Raw genomic sequence first — 21,489 nt, forward strand, 5'->3', positions numbered from 1 at the left:
AAACGGTATTTACTTAAATAATTCCGCTTTAAGGTAAGGTCGTTAGTGTTTATTCGCATAAATTATAATTAGCTATTTACAAAGCTAATTCTGTTACCGAATTACTAAACCTTTACAATTGCGAGGAGAAACGACGAAGCAATTTTTCCGGCTTGAGATCCTTGTCAGAAAGATTGCTTCGTTGGCCGAAAAAGCCGTCTCGCAATGACTACCGTTTTATTTGAGTCTGTCATTGGTAATTTATTTCAGTACTTAAAAAAATTGATCATTACCCATTATTTCTTCTCATAAACAATCATAATCACCAGATCATTATCAGCATTTGGTGCAATACCGTGTGAGCTCCCGGGCCGCGTTAAAATCGCATCGCCGGGTTTAACAGCAAAAGTTTTTCCGTTCATTTGCATGGTACCATTTCCACTAATTACATAATAAATTTCATCTTCTTTTTGCAAATGGTAACCGATGGATGAGCCCGGTTTCAGGGTTCTTTTCCTAAAAGCTGTTTTCAGGTTTTTGGCTTCGGCGAAAAAGTTAAAGCCAGTGGTTTTACCTCCGCCGTTGTGGGTTCCGGCTTCCTCTTTCGCTACTTCAACATCATTTTGAAGGATGTATTTTGTGGTGTCGCCATTTTGTGCCGATGCTTTAAACGAAATGAAGGTTGCAGTAATAACGATTAAAACTAATATGGATTTTCTCATTTTGATATGATTTAACTTTCTGCTCAGATCTTTATTCGCTCCGCACGAAAAGTAAATTTAAGCGTTTTACCCTGTTGTTGCCAAAAGCATCTGTACTTTGTTACTAAACCCGATCGAAGTGGTTCCGGTTCTTCATCGGAAAGAACGGAGAGCGGGACTGAAGCCCTCCAAGAGAACTAAGCTGTTCATTTCCTAATCCTGAGAGGTCGTGTTTTGATGTGAAAAGGAGCGGCTTGTAATCCTTGGCATGGGTTCCGTCCTGCCCTCCACTGTAGCTCCGATAGAAGAAATCGGAGGCTGCCGTTCCGGTTAGGTTTATACCGAAAGGTTCTGCCCCGATACAATCCCTAAAGCAATTTGTTCTTTATCACTGTAATTACGCCTCATGGTTTTTACTTTTACCTTTAGTCACTCTGGTCTTTAGTCGTTCGCTTTGGTCTTTCCTCACTAAAGCAACGAATCATTACATTTTCCTGAAAAAACGGACTAAATAATATGGTTTTAGATTTGAATTCCAGTTCAATAATATTAGCTTTGCACAAAAAAAATATTGATACATGAGCGTTTTAGTAAATAAAGATTCTAAGGTTATCGTTCAGGGTTTTACCGGAAACGAAGGAACTTACCACGCTGAGCAGATGCTGGCCTATGGTACAAACGTAGTAGGTGGTGTAACGCCTGGCAAAGGTGGGCAATTGCATTTAGAAAAGCCTGTTTTTAACACTGTTAAAGATGCTGTTGATCAAACGGGTGCAAATGTATCTATCATCTTCGTGCCACCGGCTTTTGCTGCTGATGCAATTATGGAAGCTGCTGAAGGTGGTATTAAAGTTATTGTTTGTATTACCGAAGGTATCCCTACAAAGGATATGATTCAGGTTAAAGAATATATTGCAGATCGTGATGTTACCCTTATCGGCCCTAACTGCCCGGGTGTAATTACTGCTGATGAAGCTAAAATTGGTATCATGCCAGGTTTTATCTTCAAAAAAGGTCACGTAGGTGTAGTTTCTAAATCAGGAACTTTAACTTATGAGGCTGTAGATCAGGTGGTTAAAGCTGGTTTAGGTATTACTACTGCGATCGGTATCGGTGGCGACCCGATTATCGGAACCCCAACTGTAGAAGCGGTAAAATTATTAATGAACGATCCTGAAACGCACGGTATCATCATGATTGGTGAAATTGGTGGTGGTATGGAGGCTGAAGCCGCACGCTGGATCAAAGAACACGGTACTAAACCAGTTGTTGGTTTCATCGCTGGTCAAACTGCGCCTCCGGGACGTAGAATGGGCCACGCTGGTGCTATTGTTGGTGGTGCTGATGATACTGCAGCTGCTAAAATGAAAATTATGCGTGAGTGTGGTATCCGTGTAGTAGAAAGTCCTGCTGAAATCGGTGCTGCAATGGCAGAAGAATTAGCAAAATAAGATTTTAAAAATCTCTTTATAAAAAAGCGTTTCGATTAAGTTCGAAGCGCTTTTTGTTTTTACATGTTGCCGCCGAAACATAGTAGGAAAAAAGAAACAGTAAATTAGTTGCCACGGAAACACAGAAGCACTGAAATAAAAAATTGAAAAAAATCAGGAAATTAATTAGCTTGCTTAAAATTTTCATTTATGGATTATCAAATAAGACAAGGTAATCTTCCCTATAAAAATGAAACTGATTTAATTATTAATGCTGCAATTGAAGTTCATAAGGATTTGGGTTGTGGTTTTCTTGAGATTGTTTATAAGGATGCGCTTTGTATAGAATTTGAAAGCCGCGGATACTTTTATGAGAGAGAAAAGCATTATCCTGTTTACTATAAGGATATTTTACTCCCGCATAGTTTTTATGCTGATTTTATAGTTTTTGATACTGTAGTTTTAGAAATAAAATCAAAAAGTGGAGTAGCGAATGAAGATTTGGCTCAAACTATAAACTACTTGAAATGCTCGGAATGTAGCGTTGGCTTAGTATTAAACTTCGGTAAGCCCACTTTAGAAATAAGACGCGTTGTTTTCTAAATCATTTTCCGTGTCTTCCGAGCTTCCGTGGCAAAAAAAACTTTTGGTGCATACGAAATTTAAAAAACTTTCTGAGTCTTCTATGGCAAAGCAGCGATCTGTTTAATGATGGCACTTCCAGCATTTAGAAATTCAATACGCTCAACAGGAAACCTTATATTGATTATCATCCCTTTGTAAACACTCATACAAAGCACTAAACCAGTAAACCAAAACCACATCTACAACGTATATTAACATATGAAAACGATGTTAAATAAACTATTTTTGATTTCTGCTGTTGTTTTAATTACAGGTCTTTCTGCCTGTGCTCAGAAACAGGATAAAGAAGCTGCAAAACAACCGAAGGAAACAGAACAAATCATACCAAAGAAAAAAATGAACTGGAATCCATTAACACCCGAAGAAGAAAGAGTAATTGTAAATAAAGGTACAGAATATCCTGGTACAGGTAAATACGAACATACAACAGATAAAGGAACTTATACCTGCAAACGTTGTAATGCTGCACTATACCGTTCTGAAAGTAAGTTTGATGCGCACTGCGGATGGCCGGCTTTCGACGATGAAATTAAAGGTGCTGTAAAACGTATTCCTGATGCCGATGGATCGCGTACAGAAATCGTTTGCGCCAATTGCGGCGCGCATCTTGGTCACGTATTTTTAGGCGAAGGATTTACCAATAAAGACACCCGTCATTGTGTAAATTCTATCTCTATGAATTTCGTGCCGGATCAAAAATAAGGTGGGTATAGTTGGGTTAGGTAGAGGCGTACGGCGATAAGCTGTACGCCTTTTTTAATGCACAAAATCAGGCTGTTTTTCCACAAATTATTGATTATAAACTAAATGCTTATATTTGCAGGCTCGATAAAGAAAATTTAGCCTATGAAGTATCTTCTGTTATTAAGTTTTTGTTTTCTGTTTCTGCAGGTCAAAGCACAAAATCCCGACACATCAAATGAGCCGGATAGTATCAAAAAAACAGTTCTCGCTACTTATTATCACAGAAAATTCGAAGGCCGCCGTACCACCAGCGGCGCCAAATACCGGGCAAAAAAACTTACAGCAGCCCACCGCTCTTTGCCAATGGGTACCCTGGTAACCGTAACCAATCCCGATAACGGAAAATCAGTAATAGTAAAGGTAAACGACCGCGGCCCATACTCCAAAAAACTCGCTATTGATCTTTCAGAACGTGCTGCGAAACAGATCGGCATCTACCGTAAAGGAATTGCTAAAGTTAGCCTCAGTTATACGGTTGAATAATACTCTTTCAGGCTCTATCTCAGGCCTGTTATATTCCTAAAATTTAAGTTATTAACACTCTTTTTTGTTTGTTAAACCCTTTAAAAGAAACGATTAGCTTTTTTTTCGCTTGAAAATGATATTTAGCTGATCGTTTTTCCCCAGCAATCACACAGGGTGTTAACAACTTTGGTTCACAAAAAAGACCCGCCGTACATATATTTGTTTAACAAAGTTCTTTAACTTCTTGCGCTTGAAAACAAATATAAAAGCTTAGTTTTTAGTAATTTATACGTACATCATCCCGATTGTAATTTTAAATTCCCTAACTAAAAACTCAGTTGTTTGTCAGGCAATAGGGTTAGCACTTTCACAACAGCGTTTTGATAAAAGACATTACAATCATCATATAAAATTGATGGATGCGTGTCTTCGTCGGCTCTGTTAAAAAAATTGAATTAAAAACATCAGCGTATGGAACAGGAATTATTACTACAAGAAAACAAAGACCGATTTGTGCTTTTGCCGATTAAATACCCGGCAATTTGGGAAATGTATAAAAAGACCGAAGCTAGTTTTTGGACTGCAGAAGAGATTGATCTTTCTGATGACCAGAAACACTGGGATAATTTGAATGACGGCGAAAGACATTTCATTTCTCACATTCTTGCTTTCTTTTCTGCTAGTGATGGTATTGTAAACGAAAACCTTGCAGTAAACTTCATGAGTGAGGTGCAATTGCCGGAAGCACGTTGTTTTTATGGTTTCCAGATTATGATGGAGAACATCCATGCCGAAACCTACGCCCTGTTAATCGATACTTATATTAAAGATCCTGAAGAAAAAGACCGTTTATTCCATGCCATTGATACTGTACCTGCAGTAAAAAGAAAAGCGGAATGGGCCTTACGCTGGATCGAAAACGGAACTTTTGCAGAACGTTTAGTCGCTTTTGCTGCGGTAGAAGGTATTTTCTTCAGCGGAAGTTTTTGCTCTATCTTCTGGTTAAAGAAACGTGGCTTAATGCCGGGATTAACTTTCAGTAACGAGCTGATTTCAAGAGATGAAGGTTCGCACTGCGAATTTGCCTGCCTGTTATACAGCATGTTGAGTAATAAACTAAGCGAAGAAGCTGTTCACGGAATTATCAGCGATGCAGTAGAAATCGAAAAAGAATTTATTACCGATGCCTTACCAGTGGCGCTGATTGGTATGAATGCAAAGTTAATGAGTCAGTATATCGAGTTTGTGGCCGACAGGTGGTTACAGGAGCTGGGTTACAAAAAAATCTACAATGCAACCAATCCGTTCGATTTTATGGAAATGATTTCATTGCAGGGTAAAACCAATTTCTTCGAGAAACGTGTAGGTGATTATCAAAAAAGCGGTGTATTAACCTCTGCTGATAATAATAAACAGGCGTTTTCTTTAGACGAAGACTTCTAGGTAGAATTTTGAATTAGTGAATGATAGAATGGGTTAGTTCTCTTTTATCAGTCGAAAAAATAAATATAAAGAATGGGGGTTGGGCAATGGTTGGATAACATTTAATCATTCAATACTCACTCATTCAATCATTAACAAAATTAATCTCATAAAATATGTTCGTACTAAAAAGAGATGGCCGCAAAGAAGCGGTGCAATTTGACAAAATCACGGCCCGTATTCAAAAGCTGTGCTACAGTTTAAATTCAGACCTTGTAGACCCGATTGATGTGGCCAAGAAGGTAATCGAAGGTTTATATGATGGGGTAACTACATCAGAGCTGGATAACCTTGCGGCTGAAACAGCAGCATCGTTAACAACCAAGCACCCTGATTATGCTTTGCTTGCATCGCGTATCGCGGTTTCCAACCTGCATAAAAACACCACTAAATCATTCTCGGGTACGATGAAAATGTTGTACGAATATTTCGACCCGAAAGCGCAGAAAGCAGCTCCGCTTATCGCTGATGATGTTTATGAGATCATAGAAAAAAATAAGGATATTTTAGATAGCTCTATCATTTACGACCGCGATTTCGGTTTCGATTATTTCGGTTTTAAAACTTTAGAAAAATCATACCTGTTAAAAGTTAACGGTCAGATTGTGGAGCGCCCGCAACATTTGTTTATGCGTGTTTCTGTCGGTATCCACAAAGAAGATATCGAGAGTGCAATCAAAACCTATAACTTAATGAGCGAGCGTTGGTTTACACATGCTACACCAACTTTATTCAATGCCGCTACACCAAAACCTCAAATGTCGTCGTGTTTCCTGTTAACCATGCAGGATGACAGCATCGAGGGGATTTACGATACATTAAAGCAAACCGCTAAAATTTCGCAAAGTGCTGGTGGTATCGGTTTGAGCATCCACAATATCCGTGCAACAGGTTCGTATATTGGTGGTACAAACGGTACAAGTAACGGTATTATCCCAATGTTACGTGTATTTAACGATACTGCCCGTTATGTAGATCAGGGTGGAGGTAAACGTAAAGGTGCCTTTGCTATTTATCTAGAGCCCTGGCATGCAGATGTTTTCGAATTCTTAGATCTTCGTAAAAACCACGGTAAAGAAGAAATGCGTGCGCGCGATTTGTTCTACGCCCTTTGGATTAACGATTTGTTTATGCAACGCGTTAAAGATAATGGCGACTGGACCTTATTCTGCCCGCACGAAGCACCAGGTTTGGCCGATTGTTTCGGTAAAGAATTTGAAGAACTTTATACCAAATATGAAGCCGAAGGCCGTGGCCGTAGAACTGTTAAAGCCCAGGAACTTTGGTTTGCCATCTTAGATTCGCAAATTGAAACCGGTACACCTTATATGCTGTTTAAAGATGCAGCAAACAGCAAATCTAACCAGCAGAACTTAGGTACCATTAAAAGTTCTAACCTGTGTACAGAGATTATTGAGTACACTTCCAAAGATGAGGTTGCAGTTTGTAACTTAGCTTCTTTAGCATTACCTCGTTTCGTAATCAACGGTGCTTTCGATCACCAGAAATTATATGATGTAACTTATCAGGCTACTTTAAACCTGAACAAGATCATCGATCATAACTATTATCCGGTACAGGAAGCCGAAAATTCAAACATGCGTCACCGTCCGGTTGGTTTAGGTGTACAAGGTTTGGCTGATGCCTTTATCTTAATGCGTTTACCTTTCGAAAGTGATGAAGCTAAACGTTTAAATAAAGATATTTTCGAAACCATTTATTTCGCTTCAATGACTGCTTCGCACGATTTGGCTGTGAAAAATGGTCCTTACCAAACTTTTAAAGGTTCTCCTTTATCAAAAGGTAAATTCCAGTTCGACTTATGGAATGTTACACCAGATAGTGGCCGTTGGGATTGGGATGCATTACGCAAAAAAGTAGTTAAAGATGGTGTTTACAACTCATTATTAGTTGCACCAATGCCAACTGCATCTACTTCGCAGATTTTAGGTAACAACGAATGTTTTGAGCCCTATACTTCAAACATTTACACCCGCCGTGTATTAAGCGGAGAGTTTGTGGTGGTAAATAAACACTTATTGAAAGATTTAGTAGCATTAGGTTTATGGAACAACGATATGAAAAACCAGATCATATTGGCTAACGGTTCAATCCAGGCTATTGATGCGATTCCTGATTATATCAAAGAATTGTACAAAACTGTTTGGGAGATCAAGATGCGTAACATCATCGATATGGCTGCCGATCGTGGTGCCTATATTTGCCAGTCGCAATCATTAAACCTGTTTGTAAATGCACCGAACACTTCAAAATTAACTTCAATGCACTTTTATGCATGGGAAAAAGGTTTAAAAACCGGTATGTATTACCTACGTACCCAGGCAGCTTCTCAGGCCGTTAAATTTACGGTAGAGAATCAGGGCGGTAAAGCCATCGAAGCAGTTATCCCTGCTGAAATGACACAAGATCAGGTTGCAGAAGAAATCGTTGACGGACCAGTTTGTTCAATGGAAGAAGGTTGCATTAGCTGTTCTGGTTAAGCTTAAAGACTAAAGGAGAAAGACCAAAGCGAAAAGCCTGCATCATCTCGTCATTGCGAGGCACGAAGCAATCTTAATGCGATAGTTGTTCTTCTCATCATAAAGCAATAAAATAGATAAGGTTTTGGGCAAACGCTCAAAACCTTATTTTTTGTTTATATTTTTGTATTAGTTCAGTAGTTCATTCGTCATTGGTAGATTAGTTTCTAAAGCGCCAAACAACAATGAACTAATGACGAATGAACCGATGAACACTCTAAAACATAGCAAACACGAAATCATTCCCTGCGAAAGATGCGGAACAGCTATTGAGTGCAAGGCAAATTCTTACACCAAATGCCAATGCAGCGTGGTGCAGCTCAGCATTAACGAAGTACAATACATTTCAGAACTCTATGATGGATGCCTTTGCGCCAAATGCCTTTTCGAATTACAGCAGGAGTATAGAGAAGAAATCGGGGTTTAATCTTTGTGTTTTCTTGGTAAAATCATTTGAAAAGCAGGTTTCTGTGCTTTTCGGTGGGCTTCGGTCCCGCTTTCCCTTCTGCCCCGATAAAAAAATCGGGGGCATCCGTCCAATCGGGTTTATTATATTCAGGTGCCGTGCTTTTTTTTAAAGGTTTTAGTTGTGCCAAAATCTAAATATTGTCTCCCAATCAGGTCAATTTCGTAGGTCTAAAAAAGGACAGATTTTATCCGTTAATTGTTAATTGTACAATTAAAATTTCTGCAGATATAGATCAAAACTAAAAAGGTCGTTTTTCAGTATTTATAAGCATTCAGGTAAGTGAAACCCAAAAATGTCATCTGCAGTTTGCATCCCTTAAATCGTTTATCTCAATGCTTCTTTCAGGCCTTAAAATCAATAAAAAATAGTTTAAAAATAAGTGTTAAAAATGGTAACAATGCATACAATTTGATGTCAATGTAGTGCTTGATAAATGGTTTATCAGGTTAAAAAAACAGAAAAATACAAAACGTTATGGAAGCGCTCATTTCTAATTACTGGTGGGTTTTAGTGGCACTGTTGTGCGCAGTTTTATACAAATATATTTTACGTTTCTTATTCGGGATGGTCATCGTACCCGAAGACAGGATCGGTTTGATTACCAAAAAATTCGTGCTCTTTGGTTCAGCAAAAGAATTGCCTGATGGAAGGATTATCGCTGTGAGGGGCGAAGCTGGGTTCCAGGGAAAAACACTGGCGCCGGGATTGTATTTCGGGATGTGGTTCTGGCAGTACAGTGTAACCATGGAACAGTTTACCATTATCCCGGAAGGTAAAATCGGATTGATTATGGCCAAAGATGGATCAGAAATTCCTACGGGAAATATTCTTGGACAAAAAGTAGAATCTGATAACTTTCAGGATGCCGTGAAATTCCTCGAAAATGGCGGTCAAAGGGGAAGGCAAACTTCTTATATCACCTCGGGTTCCTATCGTATCAACACCATGCTCTTTCAGGTTTCGGTTACCGATATGATCCGCATCCAGGAAAGCATGGTGGGCATTGTAACCACATTGGACGGTTTACCGATTGAGGCGAACCAGATTGCCGGTAAAATGGTTGAGGGGCACAACAATTTCCAGGATTTTGATGCCTTTATCAAACTGGGTGGTAACCGTGGTTTGCAGCCGCAGGTAATTCTGGCAGGTTCTTATAACCTCAACCCCTGGGCCGTTCAATTGGAAGAAATTCCGATGATGGAAATAGCCATTGGTTATGTAGGCGTAGTGATCTCATTTATCGGGCAGGAGGGGAATGATTTAACCGGAGCCGACTTTAAACATGGTAACATTGTGGGCAAAGGTTCTAAAGGCGTTTGGCTGGAACCACTTGGCCCCGGAAAATACCCGATTAACAAATACATTATGAAGGTAGAACTGGTGCCTACAACCAATCTGGTGCTCAACTGGGCATCGGCAAGGAGTGAGGCGCACAACCTGGATAAAAACTTATCAACCATTACCGTACGTTCCAGAGATGGTTTCCCGTTTAATCTGGATGTGGCGCAAATTATCCACGTACCTACAACAGAAGCACCAAAAGTAATTGCCCGTTTTGGTAATATGGTCAATCTCGTTTCGCAGGTTTTAGAGCCAACAATTGGTAACTATTTCCGTAACTCGGCGCAGGGAAGCGATGTAATTGCTTTCTTAAGTACCCGTAAAGAGCGTCAGGAATCGGCTAAAGAACACATCCGTAAAGTGCTCGATGAATATAACGTAAATGCCGTTGATACACTAATTGGTGATATTGTTCCGCCAGAATCGTTAATGAAAACCTTAACAGACCGTAAAATTGCGGAAGAACAAAAAGTTACTTACGAAACCCAGAAACAGGCACAGGAAACGCGTCAGGGGATGGAAAAAGAAACTGCCATTGCCGATATGCAAAAGGATATTGTGAAAGCACAACAAAGTGTAGAGATTGCCGAACGTACCGCAAGTGCAACGGTGAAAAAATCGGAAGGTGATGCCGCAGGTGTAAAATTAGCGGTTGGTGCAGAAGCCGAAGCCACAAAAATGAGGGCCCATGCCGAAGCAGAGGCAACCAAAGCAAGGGCACAGGCGGATTCGGAAGCGATTAAACTGCGCGCATCGGCAGAGGCTGAACAGATTTCGTTAACCGGTAGTGCCGAAGCAGGTAAAATTCTGGCTGTAGGTAAATCAACTGCCGAGGCTTACGAACTTGCGGTTAAAGCCCTGGGTGGCGAAAACTTTACCCGTTATAAAATCACCGAGGAACTATCAAAAGGCAATGTAAAATTAATTCCTGATGTATTAATCGGCGGCAATGGAGGCAATCATGGCGGTTCAGCAATGGATGGTTTACTGGGACTTAAGTTAATGGAACTAATGGATCCTCAGGCACGTAAAGAGGTAGTTGCCGTTGCAGAAATTGTAGAAACAAAACCAAAACCTAAAAAGGATAATATTAATCCATAATAAATTTTAAATTAATTGGAAGGCCTCAGCGTAAGTTGGGGCTTTTTGTTTTGCTATTGTTTATTCTTAACCCGCATTATCGTCATTTCGAGCGGAGTGCAATGAAGCCGAGAAATCTGTCTCGAGATAGATCTCTCCGCTCCACTGCGTTTCGGTCGAGATGACGACCCTTTTTGTCTTTATACCTTAATCCTTTTTAGTAACTTTGCAGCCAGATTGAGAATGGTAGAATTTTGAATGATTGATTTTTGAATGACTGGGTTTTGAATGACTGAATTTTGAATGAGTGAATGGCTATAATTTAAGCAGTTCAATCATTTCATCATTTTCTCATTTAATCATTTGGTCATTCCATCACTCGCTCATCCAATAATTTCAAAAATATGAAGAAAGTTAATGTTGGCCTGGTGCAGATGAGCTGTACTAAAGATAAGCAGGAAAATTTAGATAAAGCGATTGCGAAAGTAAGGGAAGCAGCAGCAAAAGGTGCACAGATTGTATGTTTGCAGGAGCTTTTTACTTCGCTGTATTTCTGCGATGTTGAAGATTATGATAATTTTGATCTGGCAGAAGCTATTCCCGGTCCATCAACTGATGCGTTGCAGGTTGTAGCCAAAGAATTGGGTGTGGTAATTATAGCTTCACTTTTCGAAAAACGTGCTGAAGGTTTGTACCACAATACTACTGCAGTTTTAGATGCCGATGGTTCATATTTGGGTAAATACCGCAAAATGCATATTCCTGATGACCCCGCTTTTTACGAAAAATTCTACTTTACACCAGGCGATTTGGGTTATAAAGTTTTCCAGACTAAGTTCGCAAAAATCGGCATTTTAATCTGTTGGGATCAATGGTATCCTGAAGCTTCACGTATCACGGCCTTAATGGGTGCTGATATTATGTTTTATCCAACTGCAATTGGATGGGCAACAGATCAGGATGAAGAAACCAATCAGGATCAATATAATGCGTGGCAAACCATTCAGCGCTCGCATGCAGTGGCAAACGGTGTTCCTGTAGTAAGCGTAAACCGTGTAGGTTTTGAGCAGGATGGTGCCATGAAATTCTGGGGCGGAAGTTTCGCCACAAACGGACAAGGAAAATTACTTTATCTGGCTTCACATGATCAGGAAGAAACCGAAGTGGTTGAACTGGATTTATCGGAATCTGATTTCTTCCGTAAACACTGGCCTTTTTTAAGAGATAGAAGGATTGATTCTTATCAACCGATTACAAAAAGATATATTGACGGTGATTAAGCTAAAAAGTTAAAGAGCAAAGCTTAAAGCGCTAAAATCGTCATTTCGAGCGAAGTGCAACGCAGTCGAGAAATCTATCAGAGATTCCTCCGTTCAGCCATGCTTCAGTCAAGACGATAATCCAATGTGACACTTTTAAATTATAAGACTAGCGAATGTCAAACTTCCCTCCTAAAAAAGATTTAAATATCAATCAATTCGATTATTCACCTAAGAAACAAGGTTATGCTTTTCCTGCCGAATGGGCTAAACATGAGGCAACCTGGCTTAGCTGGCCGCATAAAGAAGCATCATGGCCGGGTAAAATCGAGACTATTTATAAACCTTATTGTCAGTTTATTAAGGCTGTTGCTGAGGGTGAAAAAGTGCGCATTAATGTGAAAGATGAAGAAATGAAAGCTTTTGCCATTGCCGAATTAACAAAAGTTGAGGCCGATTTGAGTCAGGTTGAATTTTATTTCAACGAAACCAATGATGCCTGGTGCCGCGACCATGGTCCGGCATTTGTGCTTAAAGGAAATGAAAAAGCTGTAATAGATTGGGGTTACAATGCCTGGGGCGGTAAATATCCTCCATTCGACCTTGACGATGTAGTGCCAACAAAAATTGCCAAACATTTCGATCTGCCTTTATTCGCACCTGATATTGTAATGGAAGGTGGTTCGGTAGAATTTAATGGTGCCGGAACGGTTTTAACTAGCACAGCCTGTTTGTTGAACGAAAACCGTAATCCACATTTAATAAAAGAACAAATTGAGCAATATCTGTTGGAGTATTACGGACAGGATCAGGTTTTATGGTTGGGTGACGGTATTGTTGGCGATGATACCGATGGCCATATTGATGATATTACCCGTTTCGTTAACGAAGATACCGTTTTAACCGTTGTAGAAAGTAATCCACTGGATGAAAACTATTTGCTACTGCAAGAGAATTTAGAGGCTTTAAAAACAATGAAACTTAAAGATGGCAGACCATTGAATATTGTTGAACTGCCAATGCCATCACCGGTAATTTATGACGACACCCGTTTACCGGCATCTTATGCTAACTTTTATATTGCCAATGCAGCGGTAATTGTTCCGGTTTTTGACGATGTGAACGACCAAAAAGCTTTGGATATTATTCAGGGTTGTTTTCCAGATCGCAAAGTGATCGGAATCAATTCAGTAGATATTATCTGGGGATTGGGTAGTTTCCATTGTTTAAGCCAGCAGGAACCAGCTGTTTAGTCCTTAGTCGTTAGTCAAAAGTCATTAGTCAATTTGGTTTTTAGTATTAACTTTACAACATTAAAACATTTCAACTTTACAACATTTCACAATGAAATTACTAGAAGGAAAAACAGCATTAATTACAGGTGCATCAAAAGGGATCGGCCGTAAAATAGCTGAAAAATTTGCCGAGCAGGGCGCTAATGTAGCTTTTACATATTTATCATCAGTAGAAAAAGGGGAGGCTTTAGAGCATGAATTACAAAGCTTCGGGACAAAGGTTAAAGGTTACCGTTCTGATGCTTCTAAATTTGCTGAAGCAGAGCAATTGATCAGCGATATCGTTGCCGAATTCGGTACCATTGATATTGTAGTAAACAATGCCGGTATTACCAAAGATGGTTTATTGATGCGCATGAGCGAAGAAAACTGGGACGATGTGATCAACATTAACCTGAAATCGATCTTCAATGTAACCAAAGCTGCTTCCAAAGTAATGATGAAAGCCCGTAAAGGTGTATTTATCAACATGAGTTCGGTTGTGGGCGTTACCGGTAATGCTGGTCAGGCCAATTATGCGGCTTCGAAAGCTGGTATTATTGGTTTTACAAAATCGGTGGCTAAAGAGTTGGGTTCGAGAAATATCCGTGCCAATGTAGTGGCTCCGGGTTTTATCCGTACCGAAATGACCGAAGTTTTAGATCCAAAAGTTGTTGAAGGCTGGGAAAAAGATATTCCTTTAAAACGTGCCGGAGAAACTGAAGATATCGCCAATGTTTGCGTGTTTTTAGCTTCTGATATGAGCGCTTACGTAACCGGACAAACTTTGTCTGTTTGCGGTGGGATGCTGTAAGAGGGTTAAGGGATTGAAAGGTTGGAAGGTTGAAAGGTTTTGGGCTCAGAACATTGCAACTTTCCAATCTTTTAACTTTCCAACTATTTTACAACATATTTCCCTTTTACCTCACTAACACTCGGTTGCGTTTTATTCTTCTCAAAAGCCAAATATCCGGCCTGTAACGATTTCCAAAAGTTTGCCTGTGCAGGAAATTGAGCAATGTACTTTTTCATATTTCCATCCGTCATTTTGAAAGGATAAATGTTAACCGGAATCTTTTCCTGACCGGCATTTCTGGCTTCAACGCCTAAAACATATACTTCCTTAATTTTTTCATCTGTTAAGGGAATACAGCCTACGGTTACACAATTGCCATGAATATAAATATCGCTTCCGGGCTTTCTGTCTTTTCCCGTCCGGGCGTAATCTACCGTGTTAGGGTAATTCACACCTAATGACAAATGAAAATTACTCATCGGGTTGAAAACGTTCACGTAATAAAATCCTTCTGGTGTTTGTCCGTCTCCTTCAAATACCTTCGGACCAATGGTGCCAGAATGCGCACAGAAATCGTACGTTCTGAATAAAGAATAGGTTTTTGCCGAATTGTTCTTTAACCAGATTTCGAGCTTGCTTTCTGTTTTATAAGCATTGATTACCATCGAAAACTGATCGCCGTAACCACCTGCCTCAACAAATTTCCTCAATGTTTCCCATTTTTCACTGTACGCCTTTTCTACCCTTTCAAATTTAATCTGGGTGGCTTTAAAATTGTTTTGGGCATTCACCATAAGGCTCAGGGATAGCAAAAATGTTAAACAGGTTAACTTCATAGAGATTGATTTGGTTAAAACTAACAAATTTATACTAATATTTAATCTTCGACACGTAACATGGCAAAGTGCTAAGCGTTTTGCGCATGGCATTGATTGGCAGAATACCTATGGGCCATCAAACCATCAACCTGGGCAATTTGAACGAACCAATGACCAATGACGAATGAACCAATTAACAAAAGGCCTTGAAAATTTCCCTAAAATTACCATCTTTATGAATTATGACTGGTTTTTTTTCGGGTGCTTCTATTTTGTCTTTTCTGGGTTGCCTGGCTTTGGGCGTACTGTATGCCTGGTTGCTTTATCGTGGTAACAAAAATCTTGATAAAAAACTTCAGTATGGTTTAACAGCATTACGGATTATCGTGGTGGCCACTATTGCCTGGTTAATATTTGCGCCGCTGATTAAAACCTTAAATTATACTCTAGATAAACCTGTAATTATCATCGGACAGGATAATTCCCTATCTGTTGCACAGGTTAAGGCCGCAGGTTTCGACCAAAAGTTATATGAACGAAACCTTAAAACATTACAGGATAAACTGGCTGATAAATACGAAGTGAAAACACTTCATTTTGGCGATCGGGTTGCTGATGGTTTCGACTTTAAGAATCAGGGAAAATTAACGGATGCAGCTGCCTTTTTTCAAAAAGTGAGGGATGAATATACCAACCGGAATGTTGGTGCCATTATTTTGGCTACGGATGGTATTTTTAACCATGGTGGAAATCCGCTTTACAGCATCAACCAGATCAATGCACCGGTTTATTCCATTGCTTTGGGCGATAGTATCCCGAAGCGTGATGTGTTGATTTCGAATGTCAATTACAATAATATTGTGTACCTGGATGATGATTTTACGATCGAAGTTCAGGTGCAGGCCTTCCAGAGTGACGGAGAAACCACTTCTCTAACAGTAAGTCAGAATGGTGCAAAAATCGAACAACAAAATATAGCTGTTAATAGAAATTCGTTTATTAAAACGGTTCCGGTAAAAATCCATGCGGGCAAAATTGGTATTCAAAAATATACCGTTCAGCTGGGTGCTTTACCAAATGAAATTACGACAAGAAATAACGTTCAGACTTTCTATGTTGAGGTTATTGACGGACGGCAGAAAGTATTGTTAGCTGCAGCTGCACCACATCCTGATTTAAGCGTATTAAAAGAGGCTATTTCACTCAATAAACATTACGAAGCCAAACTTGCACTCGCGGATGATTTAAACGTAACAGATCCATCTAAATTCGATTTAATCGTATTGTATCAATTGCCCGATGTTCAGAACCTGTCAACTGCCTTTCTCAAGAAGTTGACAGGCTTAAAAAAACCGATCTGGTATATTTTGGGTGGACAGAGCAATGTAAATGCTTTTAACCAGATCCAGAATCAGGTGAATCTAAGCTCCACAAATGGTTCTGTACAGGAAGTATATCCTGATTTTGCCAATGGATTTACAAGTTTTAACCTTAGCGACGAAGATAAAAAGCAGTTTTCGGCCTTCGATCCATTATTAAGTCCATTTGGCAGATTAACCGTAATCGCGGGTACCACGCCGGTTTTTAACCAACGTATAGGCAAAGTAAGCACACAACAGCCATTGTTATTTTTTGCAAACGAAAATGGTACGAAAACAGGTTATCTGATGGGAGAGGGGCTGTGGCGCTGGAAACTTTCGGAAGCAGAAAATGAAAGTAACCAATCAGTTTTAAACGACCTGATTTCAAAAACAGTTCAATATTTATCTGTTAAAGATGATAAGCGAAGGTTTAAGGTTTTTACTTCTAAATCGGCTTATGATGAAAATGAAGCCATCCAGTTTAACGGCACGCTCTATAATGATAGTTATCAGCCTGTAAATGAAGCCGAGGTTAAACTTCAGGTAAAAAATGAAGCGGGAAAAGTATTTAATTACATCTTCTCCAAAACCGAAAACGGCTATCAGCTGGATGCCGGAACGATGCCTGCCGGTAATTATTCTTACATTGCCAATACAGAGCTTGGGGGAAAGAAATTTACCGCATCAGGAAATTTTTATGTAAATACGCTGATTGCAGAGTATCAGCAAACAACTGCCAATCACCAGCTTTTAAATAACATTTCCAAACAGAGCAACGGCAAACTCTTTATGCCCGAAAACCTGCTTAAAATAGCAGATGAAATTGTCAAAAATGAGAACATAAAAACCATCAGCTACGAAGACCGAAAATACAACGAATTGATTAATATGAAATGGTTGTTTGGTTTAGTGCTGATTTTACTGGGTACAGAGTGGTTTTTGAGAAAACGTAATGGCGAATTGTAATGTAAAATGTAAGGAGGTAAGATGGATGATGTATTAATCCAATTTCAGTTCACAATATACCTTTAAAAGATCACTTAGAAACATTATTTATTCCAAATCGTCGTCCTGAATTTATTTCAGGGTCTTAGTAATAGCTTATATTCAATTAACTTCGAAAGTGCTAGATGATAACATCCGGCACCAAGAATAGATAAAAACGCAATGCAGCACTACAACATTTCTACTTCAGAAGTTATTGAGGTTTTAGGAACCATTGCTTTTGCTATATCTGGTACTTTTACCGCAATGCAGCGTAAGCTTGATCCATTCGGCGTACTTATAATCGCTTTCGTTACCTCAATTGGTGGCGGTACAGTTCGAGATTTGTTAATTGGTGATACCCCGGTTGCCTGGATGCGAGACATGCAAACCTGCCTAATCATTTTATTCACGGCATTGGCAACTATGTTTTTTAAAACGCACGTGCAGAAAATGAAAATCACGTTGTTTTTGTTTGACAGCTTAGGGCTTGGTTTATTTACTATGGTTGGATTATTAAAAGGGATCACTTTTGGCTTAAATCCGGGGATATGTATTGCGTTGGGTACCATTACGGGTTGCTTTGGAGGCATTATTAGAGATACACTGCTCAACACCATACCTCTGGTATTCAGGAGGGAAATTTATGCCACAGCATGTATATTTGGTGGTTTGTTGTACTATTTATTGGTATGGTTAAATGTGGAGAGCGTGGTGGCAAAACTTTCGGTAGTGGCTTTTATTTTCGTTTTGCGTATCATCGTGGTGAGATTTAAACTTTCTCTGCCAAAATTTGAGTATTAGGAATGGGTTAACTGTATAAATTGTTTACCCTTCGACTACGCTTAGGGGGTTAAATTCGGATGCAAAATGCCCATTAAATTGCTAATTGTTATATGGCTAAATTGTTAACTGCAAATTGCCAACTGTGAACTGAACTCCGAACTCAAAACTTTGAACTCCCAACTAATCTTTCTTCTCCTCCTGGATAATCACGAAAACATCTTCATTGTCTTTTTTCATGAAGTATTTTTCACGGGCAAATTTTTCGGCTGTATTCAGGTTGGTATTCAGTTCGTTAAGATCTTTTTTAACCTGGGCGGTTTCTTTCTCGAAATATTCTTTTTCTTCCTGCAATTTATTGGCCTGACTGCGGTACTCGTACTGCGACATCATATCGTTTTTGTCGAAAAATAGCATCCACAGCGCAAAAGCGACAGTAGCAAGGAAATATTTATTGCGGAAAAGATCTATTAAACGTTTCATATATTTCTCAAAAAATCGTCATTGCGAGGTACGAAGCAATCTCAAAGCAATAAGTTTTTATTAGTCAAGCTCAAGTAGTAAGATTGCTTCGTGCCTCGCAATGACGTAAATGTAAATAAAAACATCCGAAGATTTAAAATCTCCGGATGTTCTCCAAATAAGTTTTTCAACTTGTTAACAATAGCATTGGGTTTAAACCCAATGCTATGAATTATTTTTTAGCGTATTTGAATTTTGAACCGATGAAACGTGCGTTTTCACCTAATTCTTCCTCAATACGTAATAATTGATTGTATTTTGCAATCCTGTCTGAACGTGATGCAGAACCGGTTTTAATCTGTCCGCAGTTTAATGCAACAGCTAAATCAGCAATCGTAACATCTTCAGTTTCGCCAGAACGGTGACTCATTACCGAAGTATAACCGCTGTTTTGAGCTAAAGTTACCGCATTGATGGTTTCAGTTAAAGAACCGATCTGGTTTACTTTTACCAAAATTGAATTAGCAGTAGCCTCATCAATACCACGTTGTAAACGCGTAACGTTGGTTACAAATAAATCATCACCAACCAGTTGTACATGGTCTCCGATTTTATTGGTTAAGCTTTTCCAGCCAGTCCAGTCGTTTTCATCCATACCATCTTCAATAGAGATAATCGGATATTTTGCAGAAAGATCAGCTAAATATTGTGCCTGCTCTTCGCTAGAACGAATTACTCCGGTAGCACCTTCAAATTTAGTATAGTCGTATTTACCATCTTTGTAGAACTCAGATGATGCACAGTCTAAAGCTAAACAAATTTGTGAACCTGGTTTGTAACCAGCAGTTTCAATTGCTTTTAATACCGTTTCAATGGCATCCTCAGTACCATCAAAAGTTGGTGCAAAACCACCTTCATCACCTACTGCAGTAGATAAACCCCTGTCGTGAAGAATTTTTTTCAAGCTATGGAAAACTTCAGTACCCCAACGTAAAGCCTCAGAGAAAGAAGGAGCGCCAACCGGCATAATCATAAATTCCTGAAAAGCAATAGGCGCATCAGAGTGAGAACCACCGTTAATGATGTTCATCATCGGAATTGGTAAAGTGTTAGCATTAACACCACCAATGTAACGGTATAAAGGCTGGCCAATTTCATCAGCAGCAGCTTTAGCAGCAGCTAAAGAAACACCTAAAATCGCGTTAGCACCTAAGTTACCTTTGTTTTCGGTACCATCAAGGTCTAACATGATTTTATCAATTGTATTTTGCTCAAAAACATCAATACCTCTTAATGCATCAGCAATTTTAGTATTTACATTTTCTACAGCTTTTAAAACACCTTTACCTAAATATGTAGATTTATCACCATCACGTAATTCAACAGCCTCATATTGCCCGGTAGATGCACCGCTTGGTACAGCTGCACGGCCAAAAGCGCCTGCCTCTGTTACTACTTCTACTTCTACTGTTGGATTGCCTCTCGAATCGAGAATCTGTCTGGCATGGACATTAACGATTATGCTCATTTTTATTTAATTTTTTGTTGATTTTTTAACCTGCTTAGTGTACAAAGTACAATTACTAAGTGCAACATCAAAGTTAGTATATTTTTTAAATAAATAAAGCGTTTTAAGGGTTAATGTTACGATAGTTGTTTGAGTTAACCGATGGTTAATTTTAAGTTAATATGGGTTGTTAAACGCTTGTTGTATCTTCTGATCCTTATAAGCATAAACCATTAATTTTTTTTTGAAAAGCAATTGCAGTATTACATCGGTTGGGGTTGGCCCCGCTTTTCATTTCAAGTCCTCACTCGTTCCTCGTTCCGGGCTTTCCATTTCAATCGGGTTTAAATTACTTAGGTTCTGCAATTTATAGGAAACTATGCCTGAAAGTGCCGTCATCTCGACTGGAACGTCCCGAATATTCGGGAGAGAGATCTATCTAGACAGATTTCTCGACTTCGTTGCACTCCGCTCGAAATGACGACACCGCGAGGGTAGTTATCTCCTTATTTTTTAGCTTGTGCCAAAAGTTCTGTGTTCAAACGCACATATTCATCAATATTTTGTGCTTTTGCTGCATCAATGCCTTGTTGAGCTGTAGTTGCTGCAGCCATTTTATCGCCCATTTTCAATTGGATACGGCCTTTCCACAATTTAAACCAGGGTGCTTTCTGATCTGATTTTTCTGCTTCCGTCATCCATGCTAAAGCTTGTTTTAAATCTTTTCCGTTTTGGAAATAATAAAGGGCAGCATTAAAATATGGCTTTTTCTCACCTTTCATTGCTTCGGCAATGTTGGCCATCACTTTTTCGTCGATAGAAGTGGTGATATTGATGGTATAAGCACTATTTTCCCACATCATGTTCAAAGCTGCCGAAGTTTCGGTAACTGCCGCAAACTGCATGGTTAGGGTTTCTACTTTATCTTTTAAAGCGATCGTTTTTACTTTTACGCGAAGTACATCATCACTTTCCTTATAAGTATAAGCGCCCCATTGGTCAGGCGTTTTGCTAAAAATGACCGTCCACTCGTTTTTACCCGGGATACTAAACAAGCCATATTCCCCAGCAGCTAAATCTTTACCTTCAATTTTAACGGCATCCGTAAATTTAATGCGAGTGGCAGCATTTGCCCCGTTGCGCCAAACTGTGCCCAATGGTTCCATACCACCAAAAATTTTACGGCCTTTAACATTTGGGCGCGAGTAGATTAAAGTAATTTTACCCAACCCGAAATCCTGGATGATGGTTTGTCCGCTACTCGGTTGTGGAAATTTTGCCTCCTGGGCATTTGCGCAATCTGCGGCACCTAAAAGTGCAACAAACAGCAATACTGATTTGATCGATAATTTCATTGTTTTGTTGTTTT

The 21,489-nt window shown here is 39.3% G+C and carries 18 protein-coding genes; 13 read left to right on the plus strand and 5 right to left on the minus strand.

Annotation, left to right across the window (positions count from 1 at the left end):
• Positions 1 to 275 precede the first annotated feature (275 nt).
• A complete protein-coding gene (locus ABD769_RS19140; RefSeq protein ID WP_344852968.1) occupies positions 276 to 701 on the minus strand; it encodes a cupin domain-containing protein in 426 nt (141 codons plus the stop codon).
• A 557-nt stretch (positions 702 to 1,258) separates the two neighbouring features.
• Here ABD769_RS19140 and sucD point away from each other — a divergent pair.
• From sucD to fabG, 11 genes are all read left to right on the plus strand, one after another.
• Positions 1,259 to 2,131: a succinate--CoA ligase subunit alpha gene (gene sucD, locus ABD769_RS19145; protein WP_090501663.1), complete on the plus strand. Its 873-nt coding sequence runs from the start codon at positions 1,259 to 1,261 to the stop codon at positions 2,129 to 2,131.
• Positions 2,132 to 2,320: 189 nt separating this feature from the next.
• Positions 2,321 to 2,713 (plus strand): GxxExxY protein, encoded by a 393-nt coding sequence (locus ABD769_RS19150; protein WP_344852969.1) that lies wholly within the window; start codon positions 2,321 to 2,323, stop codon positions 2,711 to 2,713.
• 240 nt (positions 2,714 to 2,953) lie between these two features.
• Positions 2,954 to 3,457 (plus strand): methionine-R-sulfoxide reductase, encoded by a 504-nt coding sequence (locus tag ABD769_RS19155; protein WP_113951018.1) that lies wholly within the window; start codon positions 2,954 to 2,956, stop codon positions 3,455 to 3,457.
• 144 nt (positions 3,458 to 3,601) lie between these two features.
• The gene (locus ABD769_RS19160; RefSeq protein ID WP_344852970.1) at positions 3,602 to 3,982 is read left to right on the plus strand and encodes a septal ring lytic transglycosylase RlpA family protein; all 381 of its coding nucleotides are present in this window, start codon (positions 3,602 to 3,604) and stop codon (positions 3,980 to 3,982) included.
• A 453-nt stretch (positions 3,983 to 4,435) separates the two neighbouring features.
• Positions 4,436 to 5,407 (plus strand): ribonucleoside-diphosphate reductase small subunit, encoded by a 972-nt coding sequence (locus ABD769_RS19165; protein WP_025145778.1) that lies wholly within the window; start codon positions 4,436 to 4,438, stop codon positions 5,405 to 5,407.
• Between the two features lie 155 nt (positions 5,408 to 5,562).
• Complete coding sequence (locus tag ABD769_RS19170) at positions 5,563 to 7,947, plus strand: ribonucleoside-diphosphate reductase subunit alpha (protein ID WP_344852971.1); 2,385 nt, start codon at positions 5,563 to 5,565, stop codon at positions 7,945 to 7,947.
• A 247-nt stretch (positions 7,948 to 8,194) separates the two neighbouring features.
• Positions 8,195 to 8,413 carry a cysteine-rich CWC family protein gene (locus tag ABD769_RS19175; RefSeq protein WP_344852972.1) on the plus strand — a complete coding sequence of 73 codons (219 nt, stop codon included), beginning with the start codon at positions 8,195 to 8,197 and terminating at the stop codon, positions 8,411 to 8,413.
• A gap of 516 nt (positions 8,414 to 8,929) precedes the next feature.
• Entirely contained in the window at positions 8,930 to 10,897 is a 1,968-nt protein-coding gene (locus ABD769_RS19180) for an SPFH domain-containing protein (RefSeq protein ID WP_344852973.1), read from the plus strand.
• A gap of 383 nt (positions 10,898 to 11,280) precedes the next feature.
• Positions 11,281 to 12,156: a carbon-nitrogen hydrolase gene (locus ABD769_RS19185; RefSeq protein WP_344852974.1), complete on the plus strand. Its 876-nt coding sequence runs from the start codon at positions 11,281 to 11,283 to the stop codon at positions 12,154 to 12,156.
• Between the two features lie 155 nt (positions 12,157 to 12,311).
• Positions 12,312 to 13,388 carry an agmatine deiminase family protein gene (locus ABD769_RS19190; protein WP_344852975.1) on the plus strand — a complete coding sequence of 359 codons (1,077 nt, stop codon included), beginning with the start codon at positions 12,312 to 12,314 and terminating at the stop codon, positions 13,386 to 13,388.
• 91 nt (positions 13,389 to 13,479) lie between these two features.
• On the plus strand, positions 13,480 to 14,223 hold the full coding sequence (gene fabG / locus ABD769_RS19195) for a 3-oxoacyl-[acyl-carrier-protein] reductase (protein ID WP_344852976.1): 744 nt from the start codon (positions 13,480 to 13,482) through the stop codon (positions 14,221 to 14,223).
• Positions 14,224 to 14,306: 83 nt separating this feature from the next.
• Here fabG and ABD769_RS19200 read toward each other — a convergent pair whose 3' ends face one another.
• Positions 14,307 to 15,041: a L,D-transpeptidase family protein gene (locus ABD769_RS19200; RefSeq protein WP_344852977.1), complete on the minus strand. Its 735-nt coding sequence runs from the start codon at positions 15,039 to 15,041 to the stop codon at positions 14,307 to 14,309.
• A 224-nt stretch (positions 15,042 to 15,265) separates the two neighbouring features.
• Between ABD769_RS19200 and ABD769_RS19205 the strand changes: the two genes are divergently transcribed.
• Both ABD769_RS19205 and ABD769_RS19210 read left to right on the plus strand, forming a co-directional pair.
• Complete coding sequence (locus ABD769_RS19205; RefSeq protein ID WP_344852978.1) at positions 15,266 to 17,350, plus strand: hypothetical protein; 2,085 nt, start codon at positions 15,266 to 15,268, stop codon at positions 17,348 to 17,350.
• 201 nt (positions 17,351 to 17,551) lie between these two features.
• Positions 17,552 to 18,172 (plus strand): trimeric intracellular cation channel family protein, encoded by a 621-nt coding sequence (locus tag ABD769_RS19210; protein WP_344852979.1) that lies wholly within the window; start codon positions 17,552 to 17,554, stop codon positions 18,170 to 18,172.
• A gap of 162 nt (positions 18,173 to 18,334) precedes the next feature.
• Here ABD769_RS19210 and ABD769_RS19215 read toward each other — a convergent pair whose 3' ends face one another.
• The 3 genes from ABD769_RS19215 to ABD769_RS19225 all read right to left on the minus strand — a co-directional run bounded on the left by ABD769_RS19215 (position 18,335) and on the right by ABD769_RS19225 (position 21,475).
• A complete protein-coding gene (locus tag ABD769_RS19215; protein ID WP_113951033.1) occupies positions 18,335 to 18,634 on the minus strand; it encodes an FtsB family cell division protein in 300 nt (99 codons plus the stop codon).
• A 211-nt stretch (positions 18,635 to 18,845) separates the two neighbouring features.
• Positions 18,846 to 20,141: a phosphopyruvate hydratase gene (gene eno, locus ABD769_RS19220; RefSeq protein ID WP_344852980.1), complete on the minus strand. Its 1,296-nt coding sequence runs from the start codon at positions 20,139 to 20,141 to the stop codon at positions 18,846 to 18,848.
• 485 nt (positions 20,142 to 20,626) lie between these two features.
• Positions 20,627 to 21,475, minus strand: a complete 849-nt coding sequence (locus tag ABD769_RS19225) for a DUF2911 domain-containing protein (RefSeq protein ID WP_344852981.1) — start codon at positions 21,473 to 21,475, stop codon at positions 20,627 to 20,629.
• Between the last annotated feature and the right edge of the window lie 14 nt (positions 21,476 to 21,489).

Origin of the sequence: Pedobacter jeongneungensis (assembly GCF_039538295.1) — a bacterium.
In the GTDB taxonomy this organism is placed as follows: Bacteria; Bacteroidota; Bacteroidia; order Sphingobacteriales; family Sphingobacteriaceae; genus Pedobacter; species Pedobacter jeongneungensis.

Excerpts from the sequence above, each read along its gene's own strand:
- ABD769_RS19140 (WP_344852968.1), bottom strand. The coding sequence starts at position 701 with ATGAGAAAATCCATATTAGTTTTAATCGTTATTACTGCAACCTTCATT.
- sucD (WP_090501663.1), top strand. The coding sequence starts at position 1,259 with ATGAGCGTTTTAGTAAATAAAGATTCTAAGGTTATCGTTCAGGGTTTT.
- ABD769_RS19150 (WP_344852969.1), top strand. The coding sequence starts at position 2,321 with ATGGATTATCAAATAAGACAAGGTAATCTTCCCTATAAAAATGAAACT.
- ABD769_RS19155 (WP_113951018.1), top strand. The coding sequence starts at position 2,954 with ATGAAAACGATGTTAAATAAACTATTTTTGATTTCTGCTGTTGTTTTA.
- ABD769_RS19160 (WP_344852970.1), top strand. The coding sequence starts at position 3,602 with ATGAAGTATCTTCTGTTATTAAGTTTTTGTTTTCTGTTTCTGCAGGTC.
- ABD769_RS19165 (WP_025145778.1), top strand. The coding sequence starts at position 4,436 with ATGGAACAGGAATTATTACTACAAGAAAACAAAGACCGATTTGTGCTT.
- ABD769_RS19170 (WP_344852971.1), top strand. The coding sequence starts at position 5,563 with ATGTTCGTACTAAAAAGAGATGGCCGCAAAGAAGCGGTGCAATTTGAC.
- ABD769_RS19175 (WP_344852972.1), top strand. The coding sequence starts at position 8,195 with ATGAACACTCTAAAACATAGCAAACACGAAATCATTCCCTGCGAAAGA.
- ABD769_RS19180 (WP_344852973.1), top strand. The coding sequence starts at position 8,930 with ATGGAAGCGCTCATTTCTAATTACTGGTGGGTTTTAGTGGCACTGTTG.
- ABD769_RS19185 (WP_344852974.1), top strand. The coding sequence starts at position 11,281 with ATGAAGAAAGTTAATGTTGGCCTGGTGCAGATGAGCTGTACTAAAGAT.
- ABD769_RS19190 (WP_344852975.1), top strand. The coding sequence starts at position 12,312 with ATGTCAAACTTCCCTCCTAAAAAAGATTTAAATATCAATCAATTCGAT.
- fabG (WP_344852976.1), top strand. The coding sequence starts at position 13,480 with ATGAAATTACTAGAAGGAAAAACAGCATTAATTACAGGTGCATCAAAA.
- ABD769_RS19200 (WP_344852977.1), bottom strand. The coding sequence starts at position 15,041 with ATGAAGTTAACCTGTTTAACATTTTTGCTATCCCTGAGCCTTATGGTG.
- ABD769_RS19205 (WP_344852978.1), top strand. The coding sequence starts at position 15,266 with ATGACTGGTTTTTTTTCGGGTGCTTCTATTTTGTCTTTTCTGGGTTGC.
- ABD769_RS19210 (WP_344852979.1), top strand. The coding sequence starts at position 17,552 with ATGCAGCACTACAACATTTCTACTTCAGAAGTTATTGAGGTTTTAGGA.
- ABD769_RS19215 (WP_113951033.1), bottom strand. The coding sequence starts at position 18,634 with ATGAAACGTTTAATAGATCTTTTCCGCAATAAATATTTCCTTGCTACT.
- eno (WP_344852980.1), bottom strand. The coding sequence starts at position 20,141 with ATGAGCATAATCGTTAATGTCCATGCCAGACAGATTCTCGATTCGAGA.
- ABD769_RS19225 (WP_344852981.1), bottom strand. The coding sequence starts at position 21,475 with ATGAAATTATCGATCAAATCAGTATTGCTGTTTGTTGCACTTTTAGGT.